16 protein-coding genes are annotated in these 20,758 nt (G+C 73.1%); 11 read left to right on the top strand and 5 right to left on the bottom strand.

What is annotated here, in order from left to right; genetic code table 11:
- Positions 1-197: 197 nt before the first annotated feature.
- Together GGG17_RS02565 and GGG17_RS02560 are read left to right on the top strand one after the other, a co-directional pair.
- Entirely contained in the window at positions 198-560 is a 363-nt protein-coding gene (locus GGG17_RS02565) for a hypothetical protein (protein ID WP_154592225.1), read from the top strand.
- Between the two features lie 83 nt (positions 561-643).
- On the top strand, positions 644-1,246 hold the full coding sequence (locus tag GGG17_RS02560; protein WP_154592224.1) for a PQ-loop repeat-containing protein: 603 nt from the start codon (positions 644-646) through the stop codon (positions 1,244-1,246).
- Here GGG17_RS02560 and GGG17_RS02555 read toward each other — a convergent pair.
- A complete protein-coding gene (locus GGG17_RS02555; RefSeq protein ID WP_154592223.1) occupies positions 1,243-2,544 on the bottom strand; it encodes an MFS transporter in 1,302 nt (433 codons plus the stop codon). The genes GGG17_RS02560 and GGG17_RS02555 overlap by 4 nt on opposite strands.
- A 208-nt stretch (positions 2,545-2,752) precedes the next feature.
- Entirely contained in the window at positions 2,753-3,157 is a 405-nt protein-coding gene (locus tag GGG17_RS02550; protein ID WP_154592222.1) for a hypothetical protein, read from the bottom strand.
- Positions 3,158-3,292: 135 nt separating this feature from the next.
- On the opposite strand from GGG17_RS02550, the gene GGG17_RS02545 reads away from it, so the two are divergent.
- From GGG17_RS02545 to GGG17_RS02510, 8 genes are all read left to right on the top strand, one after another.
- Entirely contained in the window at positions 3,293-4,375 is a 1,083-nt protein-coding gene (locus tag GGG17_RS02545; RefSeq protein ID WP_154592221.1) for an NADH:flavin oxidoreductase/NADH oxidase, read from the top strand.
- Positions 4,376-4,552: 177 nt separating this feature from the next.
- Entirely contained in the window at positions 4,553-5,968 is a 1,416-nt protein-coding gene (locus tag GGG17_RS02540) for an MFS transporter (protein WP_154592220.1), read from the top strand.
- A gap of 35 nt (positions 5,969-6,003) precedes the next feature.
- Positions 6,004-8,178 carry a molybdopterin oxidoreductase family protein gene (locus GGG17_RS02535; protein WP_154592219.1) on the top strand — a complete coding sequence of 725 codons (2,175 nt, stop codon included), beginning with the start codon at positions 6,004-6,006 and terminating at the stop codon, positions 8,176-8,178.
- The gene (locus GGG17_RS17065; RefSeq protein ID WP_154592218.1) at positions 8,171-9,802 is read left to right on the top strand and encodes an NAD(P)/FAD-dependent oxidoreductase; all 1,632 of its coding nucleotides are present in this window, start codon (positions 8,171-8,173) and stop codon (positions 9,800-9,802) included. Before GGG17_RS02535 ends, GGG17_RS17065 begins: the two co-directional genes overlap by 8 nt.
- Positions 9,803-9,833: 31 nt before the next feature.
- The gene (nirB, locus tag GGG17_RS02525) at positions 9,834-12,494 is read left to right on the top strand and encodes a nitrite reductase large subunit NirB (RefSeq protein ID WP_154592217.1); all 2,661 of its coding nucleotides are present in this window, start codon (positions 9,834-9,836) and stop codon (positions 12,492-12,494) included.
- A complete protein-coding gene (gene nirD / locus GGG17_RS02520; RefSeq protein ID WP_154592216.1) occupies positions 12,491-12,928 on the top strand; it encodes a nitrite reductase small subunit NirD in 438 nt (145 codons plus the stop codon). The genes nirB and nirD overlap by 4 nt, the downstream gene beginning before the upstream one ends.
- Entirely contained in the window at positions 12,925-13,905 is a 981-nt protein-coding gene (gene cobA / locus GGG17_RS02515; RefSeq protein WP_195849089.1) for a uroporphyrinogen-III C-methyltransferase, read from the top strand. The genes nirD and cobA overlap by 4 nt, the downstream gene beginning before the upstream one ends.
- Positions 13,902-14,645: a sirohydrochlorin chelatase gene (locus tag GGG17_RS02510; RefSeq protein WP_154592215.1), complete on the top strand. Its 744-nt coding sequence runs from the start codon at positions 13,902-13,904 to the stop codon at positions 14,643-14,645. The genes cobA and GGG17_RS02510 overlap by 4 nt, the downstream gene beginning before the upstream one ends.
- Before the next feature lie 25 nt (positions 14,646-14,670).
- Here the strand turns inward: GGG17_RS02510 and GGG17_RS02505 are convergent, their stop codons facing one another.
- Together GGG17_RS02505 and pstS are read right to left on the bottom strand one after the other, a co-directional pair.
- Entirely contained in the window at positions 14,671-16,350 is a 1,680-nt protein-coding gene (locus GGG17_RS02505) for a Na/Pi cotransporter family protein (protein WP_154592214.1), read from the bottom strand.
- Positions 16,351-16,466: 116 nt separating this feature from the next.
- Positions 16,467-17,603, bottom strand: coding sequence for a phosphate ABC transporter substrate-binding protein PstS (gene pstS / locus GGG17_RS02500; protein WP_154592213.1), 1,137 nt, complete (start codon positions 17,601-17,603; stop codon positions 16,467-16,469).
- Positions 17,604-17,800: 197 nt separating this feature from the next.
- Here pstS and GGG17_RS02495 point away from each other — a divergent pair, with 197 nt between their 5' ends.
- Entirely contained in the window at positions 17,801-18,913 is a 1,113-nt protein-coding gene (locus GGG17_RS02495; RefSeq protein ID WP_154592212.1) for a hypothetical protein, read from the top strand.
- Positions 18,914-19,338: 425 nt separating this feature from the next.
- Here GGG17_RS02495 and GGG17_RS02490 read toward each other — a convergent pair whose 3' ends face one another.
- The gene (locus GGG17_RS02490; RefSeq protein ID WP_154592211.1) at positions 19,339-20,721 is read right to left on the bottom strand and encodes an MFS transporter; all 1,383 of its coding nucleotides are present in this window, start codon (positions 20,719-20,721) and stop codon (positions 19,339-19,341) included.
- Positions 20,722-20,758 lie beyond the last annotated feature (37 nt).

Here is a 20,758-nt window from a genome sequence, read left to right as displayed (position 1 = left end):
CATAACGCGGAATTATCGGTCGAGTTACTTCCGATGATGGTTTGCCCATGGTCTCCTAGGTGTCATGACCTCTCGCAGCCACCGAATGTGCCGCCTCGCCGCGGCCGACCGGTGTCGTCGCGGCACGCGCTGAGCCCCAGCCCCCGCCCGACCTCGGCCGACGACGACCGTCCGCCCCGCCCCGAGAGAGACCCGCGATGAACGACACCACCGCCCAGACCCAGCTGTTCGCCTCACCCGCCACTACCGCCACGGTCGCCGGGCACGTGTCCGCCCGGGCCGCCTACCAGTTCGCGCTCTATGCCCGGGCCGCCCTGGTGGACGCGCGCCGCGACCGCAGCACTGGCGCGATCCACCCCGACCTCGCGCCGCGCCTGGCCGCAGACCTCGCCGTCGCGCCGGCGCCGCAGCGGGTCTTTGTCCTCGCGGACACCGACGACGAGGCCGCAACCCTCGCGGAGCAGCTGCGCGCGGCCGTGCGGGCCCCCGTCGCCGCGGTCACCGGTGGCTTCGGGGCGTGGCTCGAGGCGGGGTTGCCCGTGGCGGCGGCCACCGCGTGATGCCCGGGCCCGTCGTGCGGCGGGCGGGTCGGCATACGAGCTGATCTGCGGGACTCGACGGCCCGGACGTGATGAGGTGGGGCATGACCACCGAGCTCGTCGGCTATCTCGCGTCCGCCCTCATCGTCACGTCGCTGGCGATGACCTCGGTCGTGCGACTGCGGGTCATCTCGTTCGTGGGGTCGGTCACCTTCGTGGTCTATGGCGCCTTGATCGGGGCGTGGCCGGTCATCGTGTCCAACGCGATCATCGCGCTGATCAACGTCTGGCACCTGCGCCGCGAGCTCGGCCCGCGCCAGGACCTCGGGATGGTGGAGGTGCACCACGAGGACCCCTACCTCACGGACTTCCTGCGCACCCACCTCGACGACATCCACCGCAGCCAGCCAGGATTCACGAGCGCGCACCTCGACGACGTGGCCTTCGTCCTGACGCGCGAGGGCCTGCCCGCGGGGGCGCTGCTGGGGCGCAGGGACGGTCGCGACCTGCACGTCGACCTCGACTACGTCATGCACGCCTATCGAGACTCGCGCATCGGGCGATGGCTGTATGCCGACCGCGCCGGCGCCTTGCGGGGCAAGGGCATCCGCCGCGTGGTCGCCACGGCCGAGACCGACGTCCACCGCAGATACCTGCAGGCCATGGGTTTTGCGCCAGACGGTGACCGCTGGGTGCGCGAGCTCTAGGGGTCGGACGGCTCCATCGCCATCTCGAAGCGCACCGGCGCGCCACGCCTCGGGATGGTCAGCGCGCACACGCACGCCACGACGCACAGCCCCGCGGCCACGATCCAGGCGCCGTGATAGCTGCCCGTCGCCTCGCGGATGCCTCCGGCGACGCTGGCGCCGATGCCGGCGCCGATCATGTGCGAGGCATAGGTCCAGCCGAACACCACGCCGGAGTCCTCGCTGCCGTAGAACTGGCGGCACAGCGCCACGGTCGGCGGCACGGTCGCCACCCAGTCGAGGCCGTAGAACACGATGAACACCCACAACGCCGGCTGAACGGTCGAGGCGAGCAGCTCGTGGACGGTCAGCAGCGACAGCCCGCGCAGGCCGTAGTAGGCGGCGAGCAGGTAGCGCGAGTCCATCCGGTCGGTCAGCCACCCGGACGCGACCGTCCCCACCAGGTCGAAGATCCCGACCACCGCGAGCAGCCCGGCCGCCGTCGTCGCGGGCATCCCGTGGTCGTGGGCCGCCGACACGAAGTGGGTCTGCACGAGGCCGTTGGTCGACCACCCGCACACGAAGAAGGTCAGCACCAGCGCCCAGAACGGCCACGTCCGGCTCGCGCGCCGCAGCACGGCGAGGGCCTGCGACGCGGGGTTGGCGTAGCGGCGGACCTCGGGGGGCGGCGGCTCGGTCGCGCCGTACGGCAGGGTCCCGATGTCGGCCGGCCGGTCGCGCAGGAAGACCGCGACGAGCGCGGCCATGAGCAGGGCGAGCACGGCCGTCACCCCGGCGGCGTAGCGCCAGCCCGGTCCCTCCGCGGCGGCCGCGATGAGCGGCAGGAAGATCAGCTGACCCGTGGCGTTGGCGGCGGAGAAGAGCCCGGTGACCAGGCCCCGGCGCTCGTCGAACCACCGGTTGGCGACGATCGCGCCGAGCACCAGCGCCATCGCGCCCGTGCCGGTCCCGATGAGCAGGCCCCACAGCAGCCACAGCTGCCACGGCTGGGTCATGACGATGGTCATGCCGCTCGCGATGCCGACGACGGCGAGGGCGATGGTGACGACCTTGCGGACGCCCCAGCTCTCCATCAGCGCGGCGGCGAACGGCGCGACCACGCCGTAGAGCACGAGGTTGAGGCTCACCGCACCAGACGTGGTCGCCCGGCTCCAGCCGAGCTCGCGCTCGATCGGCTCGAGCAGCACCCCGGTCGAGGAGCGGAAGGCCGCGCCCGCGACGAGCGCGCCCAGCGTGACGACGGCCACGATCCACGCGGGGTGGAGGCGGCGCCGCGCAGGCACGGGCTGGGTGGTCATCGCGACCTCCGAGGTGGGTCGCCGTGGTCTCGGCGCAGTGGGCTCGAGCCTAGGGACGGTCCCGTATGCCGGGAAGGCCCTCCCACATCGCGAACCCCGCCATTCTGCCGCCCCCCTGCCCGTCCCGCCGCTCCTGGCCACCCTCCTGCCGTCGAGAGGCGGCGCGCAGCGGGGCCCACCGGGCCGCAAGCGGTCGGCGCGGTCGGGGTCAGCCCTCCACGCGCAGGCGGCTCGCGAGATCGGCGATGGCCCGCTCGGCGGAGCTCGTGTCGCCCGCCCTGGCCTTGGTGAACGCCTCCACGTGGACGGGTGACTGCCCCTCGATCAGCCACGCCACGAGCACGACGGGCATGACCCCGCCGCGATCGACCCAGGAGTATCCCCACGCGCGCCCCTCGTCGGTGTCCCGCGGGTCCGGGCCCTCGCCGCGCACCGCCTTGAGACGGGACAGGGCGTCGGCATACGGCCCGGGCATCTCGATCAGCGAGCTCGCGGTCACCGTGACCAGCCGCTTGGCCACGAACGACCCGAGCCACCCGCCCCGCTCGGTCACCCCGGTGAGCGACTGGTCGAGCAGGGACTCGGCGAAGGCCTCGGTGAGGAAGGGATTCATGGGCTCAGCCTAGGCAGCCGACGGACACGTGCCCATCTCGCAGAGGACGACGCCGGTTGCCGGCCGGGTGCAGGCCGGGAGGATGCAGGGAGGATGCAGGGGAACAGGAGCGGGCGTCGCGGGGTTGCCGCCCCCATGACATCTTTGTTCGCGCCGATCACCCTGCGCAGCCTCACGATCCGCAACCGCGTCTGGCTGGCGCCGATGTGCCAGTACTCCGTGGAGAAGCGGGACGGTGTCCCCACCGACTGGCACCTGGTGCACCTGGGTGCCCGGGCGCAGGGCGGCTTCGGGCTGATCCTGACCGAGGCGACGGCGGTGTCCCCCGAGGGGCGCATCAGCCCCGAGGACACGGGCCTGTGGAACGACGAGCAGCGCGACGCCTGGTCGCGCATCACGGAGTTCGTGCACGGGCAGGGCGCGGCGATCGGCGTGCAGCTGGCGCACGCGGGACGCAAGGCGTCGACCTACCGCTGGTGGGAGGGCGCGCCCGAGGGCACCGTCCCCGCCGACGAGGGCGGCTGGGAGCCGGTCGCCCCCTCCTCCGAGCCCGGAGACGGTCTGGTCGTGCCGCACGAGCTGACGACCGACGAGATCGCCCAGGTGGTGCGGGACTTCGTGGACGCCGCGCGCCGCGCCGACGAGGCGGGCTTCGACACGGTCGAGATCCACGCGGCCCACGGCTACCTGCTGCACCAGTTCCTCTCGCCGCTGTCCAACAAGCGCACCGACGATTATGGCGGTGACCTGCAGGGACGTTCGCGCATCGTGGTCGAGGTGCTCGACGCCGTCCGCGCCGTCTGGCCGCAGGACAAGCCGGTGCTCGTGCGCCTCTCGGGCACCGACTGGATCGAGGGCGGCTGGGACATCGAGCAGACGACCGCGCTCTCGCGCACGCTGCGCGAGCACGGCGCCGACCTGGTCGACGTGTCCAGCGGCGGCGTGACCCAGGCGGCGATCCCCGTGGGGCCGGGCTACCAGGTGCCGCTGGCCGCCGAGGTGCGCGAGGGCGCCGAGATCCCCACGGCCGCGGTGGGGCTGATCACGGAGCCGCGTCAGGCCCAGGAGATCCTCGACGCCGGCCTCGCCGACGCCGTGCTCCTGGCCCGGGCCGCGCTGCGCGACCCGTCCTGGCCGCTGCGCGCCGCCCACGAGCTGGGCGTCGACCAGCACGACGCGCCCTACCCGCCGGCCTACTGGCGGGGTGCCTGGCACTGACCGGAGCGCCCCCGGAGCGCCCCCGGAGCACGTCCGGACGGTCGTGGGTCCGGCAGGTTAACGGCGCCTCGTGGATCAGGTGATCCGTTGACGTCATCGCAACACGGGGGCAACAGCCTGAGCCGACGGGCTCCCTAGCGTCGATCGTGAGCAGCCCTCACACGACCGGGAGCCCCGATGAGCAGCACGACGAGCCGCACCTCCACCAGCGCCGCGGGCGCCCCCGCCAGCGCCGCGGGAACGTCCACGACATACACGCCGTCCCCCGGCGAGCTGGCCCCCGGACTCACCCGAGCCTCCGGCCGCACCCTCGTGGGCTGGGACCCCGAGTCCGCTGGTCAGTGGGACCACGGCGGGCGCACCATCGCCCGCCGCAACCTGGCCCTGTCCGTCTTCGCGGAGTTCCTGGGCTTCGCGGTGTGGGCGGTCTGGTCGATCGTCGTGCCGCAGCTGCCGCGGGCCGGGTTCACGCTCACCGTGGACCAGATGTTCTGGCTCGTGTCCGTGCCGTCCCTGGTCGGGGCGACGCTGCGCGTGCCCTACACCTTCGCCGTGCCGGCCTTCGGCGGGCGCACGTGGACGACGATCTCGGCGCTGCTGCTCCTCCTGCCGACCCTCGGCCTCGCGTGGGCCGTGCAGCACCCGGAGACGCCGTTCGGCGTGCTGCTGCTGATCGCGGCGCTGGCCGGCGTGGGTGGCGGCAACTTCAGCTCCTCGATGGCCAACATCTCGTTCTTCTACCCCGAGCGCGAGAAGGGCGCCGCCCTCGGCCTCAACGCCGCCGGCGGCAACCTCGGCACGGCCGCCGTGCAGCTCGCCGTCCCCCTCGTGATCGTCACGGCTTCCGGCGTCGCGCTGGACCGGGCCGGCCTGATGTTCATCCCGCTCGTGCTGCTCGCCGCCGTGCTCGCGTGGCGCTGCATGGACAACATCGCCGGCACCCGGTCCGACCGACGGTCCTACGCCCGCGCCGCGCGGCACCCGCACACCTGGCTGCTGTCGGTCATCTACATCGGCACCTTCGGGTCGTTCATCGGCTACTCCGGCGCCTTCCCCACGCTGCTCAAGGCGCAGTTCCCCGAGATGAGCCTCAACCTCGCCTTCCTCGGCGCGCTGGTCGGGTCGCTCTCCCGACCGCTCGGCGGCCGCCTGGCCGACCGCTTCGGCGGGGCCACGATCACCTGCATCTCGTTCGTGGTCATGGCGATCGGCGCCGTCGGCGCCATCATGGGCCTGCGGGCGCACAGCTTCGCGCTGTTCTTCGGCGCGTTCCTGCTGCTCTTCGTGGTCTCGGGGCTGGGCAACGGCTCCGTCTACCGGATGATCCCCGCGGTCTTCACCGCCACCTCCGAGGGCGGCGCCGACGCCCTGCTCCGCGCCAAGAAGGCCGCCGCCGGCTGCATCGGCATCGCCGGCGCGGTGGGTGCCTTCGGCGGCTTCCTGATCCCGCGCGGCTTCGCCCTGTCCACGTCGTTGACCGGCTCGCTGCAGGCCGCGCTGTGGGCCTTCGTCTGCGCCTACCTGCTGCTGCTCGGCCTCACCTGGGCGGTCTACCTGCGGCGCGGGTCCAGCGTCGCCGCGCACCGCATCTGACGAGAGCGTCCCTGCCAGGAGAGGAGATTGCCGGTATGGCGACCCCCGCCGCCTCGACCGCCGCCCCTCTCGCGGGGGCCGCCGCCGACACGCACTGCCCGTACTGCGCGCTGCAGTGCGCGATGACGCTGACGCCCCCCCTGACTCTCGACCTGACGCCCGAAAAGGCCGCGCTGCCCACGGTGGGGCCGCGGGACTTCCCCACCAACCGGGGCGGCCTCTGCCAGAAGGGGTGGACCAGCGCCTCCGTCCTCGGCGCCGCCGACCGCCTCACGACCCCACTGATCCGCTCTGCCGCAGGCGAGCTCGCGCCGGCGACCTGGGACGAGGCGCTCGACCTGATCGCCACCCGGCTCCTGGCCCTGCAGGACGAGCACGGCCAGGACTGCGTCGGGGTGTTCGGCGGCGGCGGCCTCACCAACGAGAAGGCTTACACCCTAGGCAAGTTCGCCCGCGTCGCCCTCGGCACGCCGTTCATCGACTACAACGGCCGGTTCTGCATGTCCTCGGCGGCGGCCGGCGCCAACCGCGCCTTCGGCCTGGACCGCGGCCTGCCCTTTCCCCTCGCCGACCTCGGTGGAGCGCAGGCGATCCTGCTGCTGGGCTCCAACCCCTCCGAGACGATGCCGCCCTTCGTGCAGCACCTCGCGGGTGCGCGCTCGCGCGGCGGCCTCGTCGTCGTGGACCCCCGCCACTCGCCGACGGCGGCGCTCACCGATGACGGGGGCGGCCTGCACCTGCAGCCGCTCCCCGGCACCGACATCGTCGTGCTCCTCGGCCTGCTGCACCTCGTCTGGGCGACGGGTCGCGCCGACACCCCCTATCTGGCCGAGCGGGTCACCGGGGCCGAGGACGTGCGGGCCTCCGTCTCCGAGTGGTGGCCCGAGCGGGTCGAGCGCGTCACGGGCGTCCCCGCCGACGACCTGCGCCGCGCCGCCGAGATCCTCGCGGCCGCAGCACCGCTCGCGTCCGGCTCCGGCGCCTACGTGCTCACCGGCCGCGGCGTGGAGCAGCACGCGCACGGCACCGACACCGTCACCGCGGCGATCAACCTCGCTCTGGCGCTGGGCCTGCCGGGACGCGTCGGCTCGGGCTACGGCTGCCTGACCGGTCAGGGCAACGGGCAGGGCGGGCGCGAGCACGGCCAGAAGGCCGACCAGCTGCCCGGCTACCGCTCCATCAGCGACCCCGCCGCGCGGGCGCACGTCGCCGCGGTGTGGAGCGTCGACCCGGACACCCTCCCGGGGCCCGGTGTCCCCGCGATGCAGCTCCTCGGGCGCCTGGGCGAGCCGGGCGGCATACGGGCCCTGCTGGTCCACGGCTCCAACCTCGTCGTCAGCGCCCCCGGCGCGGTGCAGGTCACCGAGCGCCTGCGCGCCCTGGACCTGCTCGTCGTCTGCGACTTCGTGCCGTCCGAGACCGCGCTGCTCGCCGACGTCGTGCTCCCCGTGACGCAGTGGGCCGAGGAGGAGGGCACGATGACCAGCCTGGAGGGGCGAGTCATCCGGCGCCGCAAGGTGATCGACCCGCCACCCGGGGTGCGCAGCGAGCTCGATGTGTGGGCCGCCCTGGCCGGACGCCTCGGCGCACCAGCGCGGTTCGAGACCGATCCCGCGCTCGTGATGGACGAGCTCGCGCGGGCCAGCGCGGGCGGGATCGCGGACTACGGCGGCGTCAGCCACGAGCGCCTCGACCGCGGGGACGAGATCCACTGGCCCTGCCCGGATCCCGCGCACCCGGGGACCCCGCGCGCCCTGCTCGACCGCTTCGCCACGCCGGACGGCCGGGCCCGCATGCTGCCCGTCGAGCCTCGCGGCGTGGACGACGAGCTGCGTTCCGACGCGCCGTACTACGCCATCACCGGTCGCGTGCTGCAGCACTACCAGTCGGGGGCGCAGACCCGGCGGGTTCGCGAGCTGGTGGCCGGCGAGCCGCGGGCGTTCGTGCAGCTGCACCCGCGGACGGCCGCCACCCTCGGGATCGAGGAGGGTCAGGACGTGACCCTCACCTCCGCGCGCGGGTCGTGCACGGCGCCGGCCCGGCTGTCGCGCGAGATCCGGCCCGAGTCGGTGTTCGTTCCCTTCCACTTCCCCGGGGCCGAGCGCGCCAACGCCCTCACCAACCCCGCCACCGACCCCGTCAGCGGCATGCCGGAGTTCAAGGTCACGGCCGTGAGCATCCGCGCCGCCCAAGGAGATCCCCGTGCCTGACCGCACCCGCATCGTCGTCGTCGGCCACGGCATGGTGGCGGCGCGACTGATCGACGACCTGGACCGGTATGCCGACCCCGCCGCCCTCGACGTCACCGTCATCGGCGCGGAGCCCGAGGGGGCCTACAACCGGCTCATGCTGTCCGAGGTCATCGGCGGACGCGCGGCCGTCGACGGGCTCGCGATGCCGCACCGCGCCACCTGGGTGCGGCTGCTGGACGGCGTCGCAGCCGTGCGCCTGGACCGCGAGCGCCAGCTGGTCGTGGACGAGCACGGCGACGAGCACCCCTACGACCAGGTCGTGCTCGCGACCGGTGCCGACCCGCGCGTGCCGCCGCTCGCCGGCCTGGAGGACGCGTCGCGGTGGCCCTCGGGCGTCCACGCCCTGCGGACGCTCGCGGACTGCCGGGCGGTTCTCGCACGCGTGGGATCCGTGGGGCGGGCGATCGTCCTCGGCGGCGGCCTGCTCGGCGTCGAGGCGGCAGTGGGGCTGCGCGCCCACGCCGTGCCGGTCACCGTGGTGCACTCCGGCGCCGGACCGCTGGACCGCCAGCTGGACGCGGCCTCGGCGACCGTGCTGCGGCACGCGTTGCGCGACAACGGGATCGACGTCGTCACGGGCGGCCGGGCGGCCGAGGTGGTCGTCCACGACGGTGCGGTGGCGGGGCTGCGGCTCGCCGACGGCTCCGTCGTCGAGGGCGGTCTGCTCCTCGTCGCGACCGGTGTGCGGCCACGCTCCGACCTGGCGGCCGACGCCGGGCTGCCCTGCGCCGCGGGCGTCCTCGTCGACTCCGACCTGAGATCCCTGGCAGACCCACGGGTCTCGGCGATCGGCGACTGCGCCGAACCCCCCGGAGGGTGCAGCGGGCTGCTCGCGCCCGGCTGGGACCAGGCGTCGGCCGTCGCGAGACGCCTGGCGCGACAGGGCGACTCGCGCTCGACGGGTCCGACCGACGGGGCCGCTGCGCCGACGGGCTCCACCCCCGAGGCGGCGGCTGCGCTGATGGCTCCGGCCCCCGAGGCGGCGGGCGGAGACGTCATACGACTCAAGGCCAAGGACCTCACGGTCGTCGCGCTGGGCACCCTGCCCGACGACGACCTGGCCGACACCGACGTGCGCGTCGTGACCGTTACCGACCTGCGCTCCCGGCGCCGGGTCCGGGTGGGCGTGCGCGACGGCGTGCTCGTGGGGGCGAGCGTGGTCGGCGACGCGCAGCTGGCGGCGGACCTGACGGCGACCTACGAGCGCGGGCTGCCCGTGCCGGCCGACCCCGCCCAGCTGCTGCTGCGGGCGAGCGAGGGCGGTGGTGGGCTGCCGACCTCCCAGTCCCCGGCCCTGATCCCGGGGCGGGCGACCGTGTGCCGCTGCAACGGCGTCGCCAAGTCCCACATCGTCGCGGCCCACGCCGCGGGCGACCGCACGGTCGACGACGTCGCCTGCCGCACGCGCGCCACGACGGGCTGCGGCACGTGCACCGCCACCGTGCAGGGACTGCTGGAGTGGCTGGCCGAGGTCGACGGCGACCCCGCGAGCACCGCGTCCGACATCGATGACGCTGGGTTGTTACCGCGTGTAGCACGCCCGAAACACAGCGCCCGCCTCGGCGTAACAACCCCTTCCTAGCGTCGAGGAACGCACCAGCACAGGAGGACCGATGACCGGCAGCACCCAGCGCCACCTCGTCGTCGTGGGCGGCGGCATGGTCGCCCAACGACTCGTCGAGGCCCTGCGCGCCCGCGACACCGACGCGTCCTGGCGCGTCACCCTCCTCGCGGAGGAGCCCCGCGCCCCCTACGACCGGGTGGCCCTGACGAGCTACTTCAGCGGCCGCGACGCGGACGACCTCGCGCTCGGCGACCAGTCCCTGTGGCGCGACGAGCAGGTCACGCTACGGCGCGGCGTCGCGGTCACGAGGATCGACCGTGAGGCGCGGCGCGTGGCCTGCAGCGACGGCCGGACCCTCGCCTACGACGCGCTGGTCCTCGCCACCGGGTCGTTCGCGACCGTGCCGCCCGTCGAGGGCAAGGACGTGACCGGCACCTTCGTCTACCGCACCATCGACGACGTGGCGGCCCTGCGGCAGTATGTCGAGGACGCCCGCCCCCAGCACCGCCGCCGCCTGCGCGGTGCGGTGATCGGCGGTGGCCTGCTCGGCCTGGAGGCGGCGGGCGCGCTGACCGCCCTCGACGTGGACACCACCGTCGTGGAGTTCGCGCCGCGGCTCATGCCGCTGCAGGTGGACGCGGGTGGCGGCGAGTCGCTGCGGCGGCTCATCGAGGCGCTCGGCGTGGAGGTGCGCACCGGCACGGCGACGCAGCGGATCAAGGCCCGCCGCGGCGTCGTCGCCCGCATGGACTTCGCGGACGGCGGTGGGATCGACACGGACGTTGTGGTGTTCGCGACGGGTGTGCGTCCCCGTGACGAGCTGGGCCGCGCCTGCGGTCTGGAGGTCGGCGAGCGCGGCGGCGTCGTCGTCGACGAGGCCTGCGTCACCAGCGATCCCGCCGTCTACGCGATCGGGGAGGTCGCGTGCATCGACGGTCGCGTCTGGGGCCTGGTCGCGCCCGGCAACACCATGGCCGAGATCGTCGCCGACCGGCTGCTGGGCGGCACCGCGACCTTCCCGGGCGCCGACACGTCCACCAAGCTCAAGCTGCTCGGCGTCGACGTCGCGAGCTTCGGGGATGCCTTCGCCACCGCGGACGGTGCCCTCGAGGTGACCTATGCCGACCCGGTCGCCGGCGTCTACAAGAAGCTTGTGATGAGCGACGACGCCCGCACCCTCCTCGGCGGGATGCTGGTCGGCGACGCCAGCGCCTACGCCTCGCTCCGGCCCATGGTGGGACGACAGCTCGGCGCCGACCCCTCGTCATACCTCGTCCCGGAGGGCCTGCAGGCCGACCCGCACGCCACGGCCGAGCTGCCGGACGACGTGGGCGTCTGCTCCTGCAACAACGTCACGGCGGGCACGATCCGCTCGGCCATCACCGAGCACGGCTGCACCGACCTCGCCGAGGTCAAGGCGTGCACCAAGGCCGGCACCAGCTGCGGCTCCTGCCTCCCGCTGGTCAAGAAGATCGTCACCTCCGAGCAGGAGAAGGCCGGCCTCGAGATCAACCGGTCCCTGTGCGAGCACTTCGAGCTGTCCCGCGCCGACCTGTTCAACGCCGTGCGCGTCACCGGCGAGCGGAGCTTCAGCGAGATCATCGCCCGGCACGGCAAGGGCCGCGGCTGCGAGATCTGCAAGCCGGTCGTCGGCTCGATCCTGGCCAGCCTGGAGACCGGGCACATCCTCGAGGGCGAGCAGGCGGCCCTGCAGGACACCAACGACCACGTGCTCGCCAACATGCAGAAGGACGGCACCTACTCGGTCGTCCCCCGCATCGCAGGCGGCGAGATCACCCCCGAGGGGCTCATCGTCATCGGCGAGATCGCCCGCGACTTCGGGCTTTACACCAAGATCACGGGCGGCCAGCGGATCGACCTGTTCGGGGCGCGCATGGACCAGCTGCCGGCGATCTGGCGGCGGCTGATCGACGCAGGCTTCGAGTCGGGGCACGCCTACGGGAAGTCGCTGCGCACCGTGAAGTCCTGCGTCGGCTCCACGTGGTGCCGCTTCGGCGTGCAGGACTCGGTCAAGCTGGCGATCGACCTGGAGCTGCGCTACCGCGGGCTGCGGGCGCCGCACAAGATCAAGCTCGGCGTCTCCGGGTGCGCCCGCGAGTGCGCCGAGGCGCGCAGCAAGGACGTCGGGATCATCGCGACCGAGAACGGCTGGAACGTCTACGTCGGCGGCAACGGCGGCTTCACCCCGCGCCACGCCGTGCTGCTCGCCGAGGACCTCGACACCGAGACGCTGGTCCGCACGGTCGACCGGTTCTTCATGTACTACATCCGCACCGCCGACCGCCTGCAGCGCACCGCGCCCTGGCTCGAGGAGATCGAGGGCGGCCTGGACCACGTGCGCGAGGTGATCCTCGAGGACAGCCTCGGCATCGGCGCGGACCTGGACCGGGCGATGGAGCGGCACGTCGAGTCCTACTCCGACGAGTGGCGCGACGTGCTCGAGGACCCGGTCAAGCTGGCCCGGTTCACGTCCTTCGTCAACGCCCCCGACCAGGCCGACGGCGACCTCGTGTATGTCGTCGAGCGCGGCCAGCGTCGTCCGGCGACCCGTGAGGAGCGCGAGGCCGCCCGTCGCGGCGACGGTGACATCGAGGTCGTCACCTCGGAGGGCCACCCCGTCGAGCCGGGCAGCAACCAGCCGGGAGCCCCCGTGCTGATCGGTGGGACCACCCTGGAGGTGCGGCGATGAGCGTGACCTGGACCGACGTGTGCGCCGTCAGTGACCTGCAGCCCGAGCGGGCGGTCCCGGCGCTGGTGCAGGGCCGGCAGGTGGCGATCGTGCGGCTGCACGACGACACCGTGCACGCCGTGGGGCAGCGCGACCCCTACTGCGACGCCAACGTCATGTCGCGTGGCCTCGTCGGCTCGCTGACCGTCGAGGAGCGGGAGGTCCCCGTGATCTTCTCTCCGATGTACAAGCAGGCCTTCGACGTCCGCAGCGGTCGCGCCGTCGCGGAGCCGAGCGTGGGCCTGGGCTCGTGGGCCGTGCAGGTCATCGCGGGACGGGTGCAGGTCGGGCCGTGCGTGACCGAGCCTGCGGGCGTGGCGCCGGCGGAGCAGGCCGAGGTGGCGGCGGCCTCCTCCGAGCGGGCCCGCCAGACCGTGGAGGGAGGGGCCGTATGACGCGCCCGCCCGTTCCCCTGTCGACGCCCTTCGGCGCCCTGGTGCTGCCGCACCGCCCCTCCGGCTCCGGGTCCACCGGCACGTCCGGCTCCGGCTCCGGCTCCGGCTCCGGCTCCGGCCACGTTTCCAGGTCGAGCGGTTCGTCCGCCTCTGACAGCTCGCCCGGGGGTACGCCACCTGTGGGCGAGGTGTGGCTCGTGGGTGGCGGACCCGGCGACCCGGACCTGCTGACGGTGCGCGCCCGGCGGCTGCTCGACGAGGCCGACGTCGTCGTCCACGACCGGCTCGGACCCGTCTCGGTGCTCACCGAGCTGCCCGAATCCGTCCAGCTGGTCGACGTCGGCAAGCGTCCGCACCACCACCCGGTGCCGCAGGAGGAGATCGACCAGCTCCTGGTCGACCACGCCAAGCGGGGACGAAAGGTCGTGCGCCTCAAGGGCGGCGACCCCTTCGTCCTCGGCCGCGGCGGCGAGGAGATGGCGGCCTGCCTCGAGGCGGGCGTCCCCTGCCACGTCGTCCCCGGCATCAGCAGCGCGATGGCAGCCCCGGCGGCGGCCGGCATACCGGTCACGCACCGCGGCCTGGCGACCGGCGTGCTGACCGTCTCCGGCCACGACGAGCTCGACCTGCCCGCGCTCGCCGCGACCCCGCACACCGTCGTGGTGCTGATGGGGATGGGGAGGCTGCACGAGATCACGGCGGGGCTGGTGCGGCACGGCCGGGACCCGCAGACGCCGGCGGCCGTCATCCAGCAGGCCTGGACGCCCTGGCAGCGCGAGGTGCGATCCCCGCTGTCCGACCTCGCCGGCGCGGTCGCGCGCGAGGGGCTGACCAACCCGGCCGTCATCGTGGTCGGCGCGGTCGCCGGGCTACCCGCCGCTGGTCAGGTCACCGGCGTGCAGGTCACCGGCGCGGCGGACCAGGGCGCGGGCGCATCCGCCGCGGCCGGGGCCGCAACGGGGAGACTGTCGGCATGAGTCTCGTCGCGCCCCGCACGACCCTCGCCGAGCCGGAGCCGGTGCTGCTGCTGACCGCGCACGGCACCCGCAGCCCCGAGGGTCAGCGCACCGTCACCGGCATCGCCGAGCGGCTGCGGCGGCGTCGGCCTGACCTGCGGGTCGAGCTGGCCTACGTCGACGTGCAGGAGCCTCACGTCGCCGACAGCGTCGCCGCCCTCACCGGGGCGGGCCTGCGGGTCGTCGTCGTGCCGATCCTGCTGTCGCTCGGCTATCACGTCGAGGTCGACATCGCCCAGGCCGTCGCCGGTCGCGAGAGCGCTTGCGCGACAGGGGCGCTCGGACCCGACCCGATCCTCGCCGACATCCTCGTGCGCCGGGCCGAGGGCGCCGGTGGTGGACCTGGCGATGCCCTCGTGGTGGCCGCCGCAGGGTCCAGCCGCGAGCGCGCCCAGGCCGACGTCGACGCCCTGCTCGACGCCGTGCGCTGCCGGTGGGCCGGGCCGGTCACCGTGGGATACGGCTCGGCGGCAGCCCCCACCATCGCCGACGCCGTGGCCGCGGCCCGTGACGGCAGCCCCCGCAGGGTCATCGCGGCGTCATACCTGATCGGCCCCGGCCACTTCGCCGACGTGATCGCGCGCGCCGGCGCCGACCTCACGACCCGCCCCCTCGGCACCCACCCCGAGCTGCTGACGCTGGTCGAGCGCCGGTATGCCGAGGGCCTCCAGCGCCTCGCCCGCGTCGCCAGCCCGCTCTGACCGCGCCCGCTCAGAGCGGCGCCGGCTACGCCGACGGTGAGGACCCTGACGGCTGCTCGGCTACCGCGCCGCCGGCGACGCCCGGGTCCACCGACGCGCGCTCCGCAGCGATGCGGGCGACGAGGGCCTCGGCGCGCTCGATCGAGCCGAGGAGGGCCAGCAGGGCGCCCTTCTCGCCGGCGGGGAGGCTGGCGGTGTCGATGACCCGCCACCGCAGGTCCTCGAAGGACGACGGGGCGGTCTCGCGGGCGGCCGTCTCCGGCCGGTCGATCACGTGGTCCAGCGCGACGTCGACGCGCTCGAGACCCTCGGCGATGTAGGCCTTGCCCGCTGGGCTGAAGTCGTCCCGCTCCACCCGGCGCGCGATCTGGTGCAGGCTGTCCGCGAGCGAGGTCGTGAAGTCGACCTCCTCGATCAGGCTGCCCACCAGGTCCATCTGGGTCCGGTCCAGGTCGTCCGTGAACAGCTCGGCCGAGTAGGCCCGGATCTCGCGGGACAGGGAGTCGGTCGCCTCCCAGTGCTCGGCGGTGTCCTTGGGCGCCTGCTTCTCGCCGCGGGCCATGGCGATGAACAGCGCGCCTGCCTCGAGCACCCGACCGGACTCGGCGCGCACCGCCCCCACCGCGCGCGGGAAGTCACCCAGCAGCGAGCGGTCGAGGTACTTCGGCTCCGCGTAGTCCTCGGCGTCCTCCGCGTCGGTGTGCCCGATCCGCGACAGGACCCGCTCGAAGGTGCTGACGAAGGGGAAGAGGATGAGCACGTTGAAGATGTTGAAGAAGATCGAGAACATCCCCACGGCCACCGGGACGAGCGGATAGGTCTCCTGCCCGTCCACGACCACCGCCGCCCCCGGGTCGCCGCCGAAGAAGCCCATCGCCCACTTCAGCACCTGGATGGCAGGGAAGAAGAGGGCCAGCACGACGCACACCCCGATGAAGTTGAAGGCGATGTGGGCGTAGGCCGTTCGCTTGGCGTTCTTGGACAGGTTGAGCGAGGCGATCCAGGACGTGATGGTGGTGCCGAGGTCGGCGCCGATCGCGAACGCGATGGCGGTCTGCCACTCCAGGACCCCCGAGGCGCCGAGACCCATGACGATGCCGATGGTCGCGGAGGACGAGTGGATCATCGCCGTGATGAGGGCGGCGATCAGGGCGCACGACACGACGCCGATGAACGTGGTCGAGTCCAGGGACGACAGCACGTCCATCACGGCGGGCATCTTGCGCAGCGGCTTGAGGCCCCCGGTCATGAGGTTGAGGCCGTAGAAGATCAACGAGAATCCCATGGCCGCGAGCGCGATGTTGCGCACCTTGTCGACCTTGGAGAAGCAGTAGACGCACGCGAAGATCCCGGCACTCAGCAGCCCGATCGGTCCCAGCGGCAGGGCGATGAGGCCGTTACCGAGCGTGGTGCCGATGTTGGCGCCCATGATCACGCCGATCGCCGAGCGCAACGACAGCACACCGGCATTGACCAGACCGACCGTCATCACCGTCATCGCGGTCGACGACTGGATGATGCCCGTGATGATCGTGCCGGCGACGACGCCCTTGGCGGGGGTGCCGGCCATCGTGGCGAGCCACTTGCGCATCTTGTTGACGGACAGCGCCTGTATGCCGTTGTCCATGAACTCCAGGCCGAGCAGGAAGATCCCGAGGCCGCCGATGACGGGGACCAGGATGTCCTTGAAGATGTCGACGTCCATGCGTGCTGTCCTGACTGTGACGGGTGGGCTGTGACGGGGTGGGCTGTGACGGGCGGGCTGGGAGGTGGGGCGAGCTCGGGCGAGCCGGACGTGAGGCGGAGGTGCGAGGGCCGCTGTCAGCGAGGGGCGTACGGCAGGTGGCCGCGCCAGTAGGTCTCGATCTGCCCCACGGCTGCGCCGGGCAGGGGCAGGTAGCCCGCACGCTCGTGCAGGTCGGCGCTGTCCTCCAGCACGAAGCGGAGGAAGTCCAGGGCCTGGCGCGCCTCCGTCTCTCGGACCGGTCGGCGCTCGACGAGGGCATAGATCGGGACGGTCAGCGGATAGGCCGCGCGCTCGGCGGAGGTCGGTGCGAGCCCGACGTAGTCGTCACGCCCCGCGTAGTCGAGGCCCGCCACCGAGACCCGCATCGCGGCGTCCGTCGGGCCCACGAAGGCGCCCGCGGCATTCTCGAGCTGCGCGAGTCGCAGCCCCGACTGCTGGGCCTGCGTGCGTTCGACATACCCGATCGATCCCGGACGCTGCCGCACGGCCTGCACGAGACCGCTCGACCGCTCGGCGGCCACCCCGCCCTTCCAGCTGACGAGCGCGCCCTGCCCCGCGGTCCAGCCGGGTGCACCGGACAGGTAGCGCGTCAGGGCGGCCGTCGACCCGGACCCGTCGCTGCGGTGCACCGCGGTGATCGTGGTGGACGGCAGTCGCGTGCCGGGGTTGAGCGCCGTGATCGCCGGGTCGTCCCACCGGGTGATCGCCCCCGTGTAGATCCCGGCGAGCGTTGCCTGGTCGAGCCGCAGCGTCGCGCCCGGGGGCAGGTCGAGGTTGTGCGCCACCGCGAGCGCCCCCACCGCGAGCGGGAACTGGACGACCTGACGCTCGTCGAGGGCGGCCTTGCTCAGCGGGTAGTCCGAGACGGCGAAGGCGACGTCGTCCTCGGCGAGGCGCATGATCCCGCCCATCGACCCGACCGGTTCGTACTCCAGCCCCGAGCCGTCCAGCACCCAGTCGTTGCCGGTCGCTCCGGGGCGGTCGGGGTTGTCGGCCGACGCGGCCGAGCGATAGGCCTCGATCGATCGGTCGATGAGCGGCTGCCCCAGCGTCGACCCGCTCCCGGCGAGCCGGTCCTGACGCCCGGCGGCCGTGAGGGCCACGACGAGGGCGCCGACGACCAGGGCCACCAGGATCGGCACGACGAGGCGGCGACGACGGGCGTCGTCGGTCCGCAGGACGGGGATCCCATTGTCGGGTGAAGCGAGCACCGCGGCTCCTCGGGTGCGTGGGGGTCGACCGGCGCGGGGGCGCTGCCTGGACGGTAGGCAGGTCGGACGTCGTTCACCCGAATGGCGGATGAACGACGGTGGCGCACGACGTGAACGGATCCCCTCACGTGGGGCCGCCTCAGGTCTCTGGCACCACCCGTGTCACGCTCCCGAGCGCGATCGGGGAGACTGGACCCATGGCCAGCGCATACCCGCACATGATCTTTGCCACCGAAGCCGCAGGTCTCGACAAGGACCGCCTCGTGGCCCTGCTCGACGAGGCCGTCCCCGGCGGGTCCACCGAGCAGACCGCCCTCAAGCTGACGTGGACGCGTGATGGCTACGCCTACACCTACTGGTTCGAGGACGCGGACCGCGTCGGCGAGATGTACGCCGACTACCTCCCCGAGGGCGCCCGCCGCCGGCCCGTGATCAACGCGACCACCGTCATCGACATGTCGGGCGCTGCGGACGCGAGCGGCGAGCACGCCGACGAGGCCCGCGGGATCGTCGAGCACCTCGCCGCGCAGGACGGGGTTCACGTCTTCGCCGAGAGCACCAAGCGATTCGTCGGCCTGTCGTATGGCGACGAGCCCGCACCCGAGCCCGCACCCACGGCGACGGCTGCGATAGAGCCCGCCTCCGTCACGCCCGAGCCGGTCCAGCCCGATCCGGTCGTCGAGGTGGCCGAGCCGACGGCTGGCGACTTCGGTGAGCCGGGCCTCCGCGTGGACGAGCCCTCCGAGGACGAGGTCGTCGCCCAGCCGACCACGCCCCAGCCCGCCGCTACGCCTGAGCACCAGCCGGGCGACTTCGGTGAGCCGGGCCTCCGCGTAGACGAGCCCTCCGAGGACGAACTCGCCTACCCGACGGCCCCGGAGCCTGCCGCCGCGTCCGCCCCCGCCCCGTCGCCGGAGCCGGAGCCCGCGCCCACGCCAGTCGAGCCCATAGCGTCGGAGCCCGAGGTCACCCCCGAGCCGGTCGTCCCCGAGCCCGTGCTGCCGGAGCCCGAGATCGCCCCTGAGCCCCCGGTCCAGCCGGAGCGCATCCCCGGCCAGCTGCCCTCGACCCCCGAGCCGACCCCCACCCCGCATCCCCTGCCGGACGAGGAGCCTGCACCCACGCCCGGGCCCGAGCCAGCCCTTTCGCCGGAGCCTGCACCCGCACCCGAGGCGACCCCTTCACCGGAGCCCACGCCCGAGCCGCAGCCCCTGCCGCGGGCGGAGCCCATCGCCCAGCCCGAGCCCATCCCCGCTCCCGAGCCGGTGCCCGAGAAGGGCTTCCTCAAGAAACTGTTCGGCCGCCGCTGACGACACGAAGTGACCCGACAGGACGCGTCGCGGCGCCAGACAGACGGTTAGTGCACCGAAAGTGCCCCGTCGGGTCACCCCCAGCACCCAATGGGGCGCTCACGGCTCACTGCTCCCACCAACGGGTGGAGAACACCACGCATGACGGTGGCCAAACCCACCCGTTCACGCCTCCGCCCCCTCGGCGCGCCCCAGCACCACCCCGCGGCCGACGCCGACGACAGAAGTGACTCGCCGGGGCGCGTGGCGGCGCCAGACCGACGGTTAGAGCACCGAAAGTGCCCCGTCGGGTCACCTGTGCCGCCCAGCCCGGGGCTCACGGGTCATCGCCACCACCAACGGGTGGAGAACGCCACGCATGACGGTGGCGAAATCCACCCGTTGGCGCGCACCAGGCGTCGGGTGCGGCATACGGCCAGGACCGGTCAATGGCTGAGGTCCTTGGCGCGCGTCTCCGGCAGCGTGAGCACCGTCGCGGCCGAGATCAGCAGCGCCACGATCGCGTACGTCGCGAACGCCCACCGCCACTCGACCGCCGCCGCGAGCCAGTTCTGCACGTAAGGGGCGGTGCCGCCGAACATCGCGATGCAGATGGCGTACGGCACACCCACGCCGGTGGCCCGCACGTCGGTGGGGAACATCTCGGCATACACCGCCGGCGCGATGGCGAGGTAGCCGGCGAGCAGGATCAGCATCACCGAGATCGCGAGCGCCAGCGTCACCATGCTGTGCCCGATCACCGAGGTCATGGGGATGTAGAGGACCGCCGAGCCGAGCAGCGCGACCAGGATGGGGATCTTGCGGCCGATCCGGTCGGACACGAGACCCCACACGGGCAGCGCGAGGATAAAGACGGTGTTGCCGATGATCGAGGCCCAGAAGGCGTCGGTCTTGTCGAACTTCAGCACCTTGATGGCGTAGGCCGGGGTGCTGACGGACCACACGTAGTAGGTGATCGTCAGGCCCATGGTCATGCCGATGACCTGCAGCGCCTGGCGCTTGTGGCGCCACACGCCGGCGAGCACGTTCTCGCGGGGGGCGCCCTCGCCGCCCACCTCCTCCTCGAAGATCGCGGACTCCTCGAGCCGGGTGCGCATCCACAGCGCGAACAGCCCGAGCACGGCCCCGAGCGCGAACGGCACGCGCCAGCCCCACGCGTCCATCTGCGCGTCGCTGAGCGTCGTCTCGAGGATCAGGCCGAGGAACATGCCGATCAGCAGGCCGACGGTGCCGGAGACGTAGATCGAGGACGCCCAGAACCCGCGCCGCTCGCGGGGTGCCTCCTCCGCGAGGTAGGTCTGTGCCGAGGGCAGCTCGCCGCCGTGCGCCAGGCCCTGCAGCAACCTCGCCACGAGCAGGATCACCGAGGCCCACACCCCGACGGCGTCATACGTCGGCGCGACGGCGATGAGCAGCGAGCCGCCCGAGGCGAGCATGACGGCGACCATCAGGGAGTGCTTGCGCCCGATGCGGTCGGCGAGCCAGCCGAAGACGTAGCCGCCGAAGGGCCGGGCCACGAACCCGACCGCGAAGATCGCGAGGGTGGACAGGAACGCGGAGGCGGGGTCCGCCTTGGAGAACAGCTGCGCCGCGATGTAGGTCGCGAAGGTGGCGTAGACGTTCCAGTCGTACCACTCGAGCGCATTGCCGACGCCGGTCCCGAGCAGCGTCTTGGTCCGGCTCGGGGCGGGCCGTGCATGGGCGGTGGTGGCGGGTGTGCTCACGGTGGTGTCCTTCGTGGTGTGGATGACGGCGGGATGTGAGGGGATGGAGAGATATGCCGTATGCCGGATACTCCCCCATCTCATGCCACCCCCTCGTCGAACGGTCACCTCTGGGCGGGGA

The sequence above is a fragment of the Arsenicicoccus cauae genome (assembly GCF_009707125.1).
GTDB lineage: Bacteria > Actinomycetota > Actinomycetes > Actinomycetales > Dermatophilaceae > Arsenicicoccus > Arsenicicoccus cauae.
The sequence above is the reverse complement of the archived record's forward strand: the minus strand, read 5'-3'. Positions and strand labels throughout refer to the sequence as shown.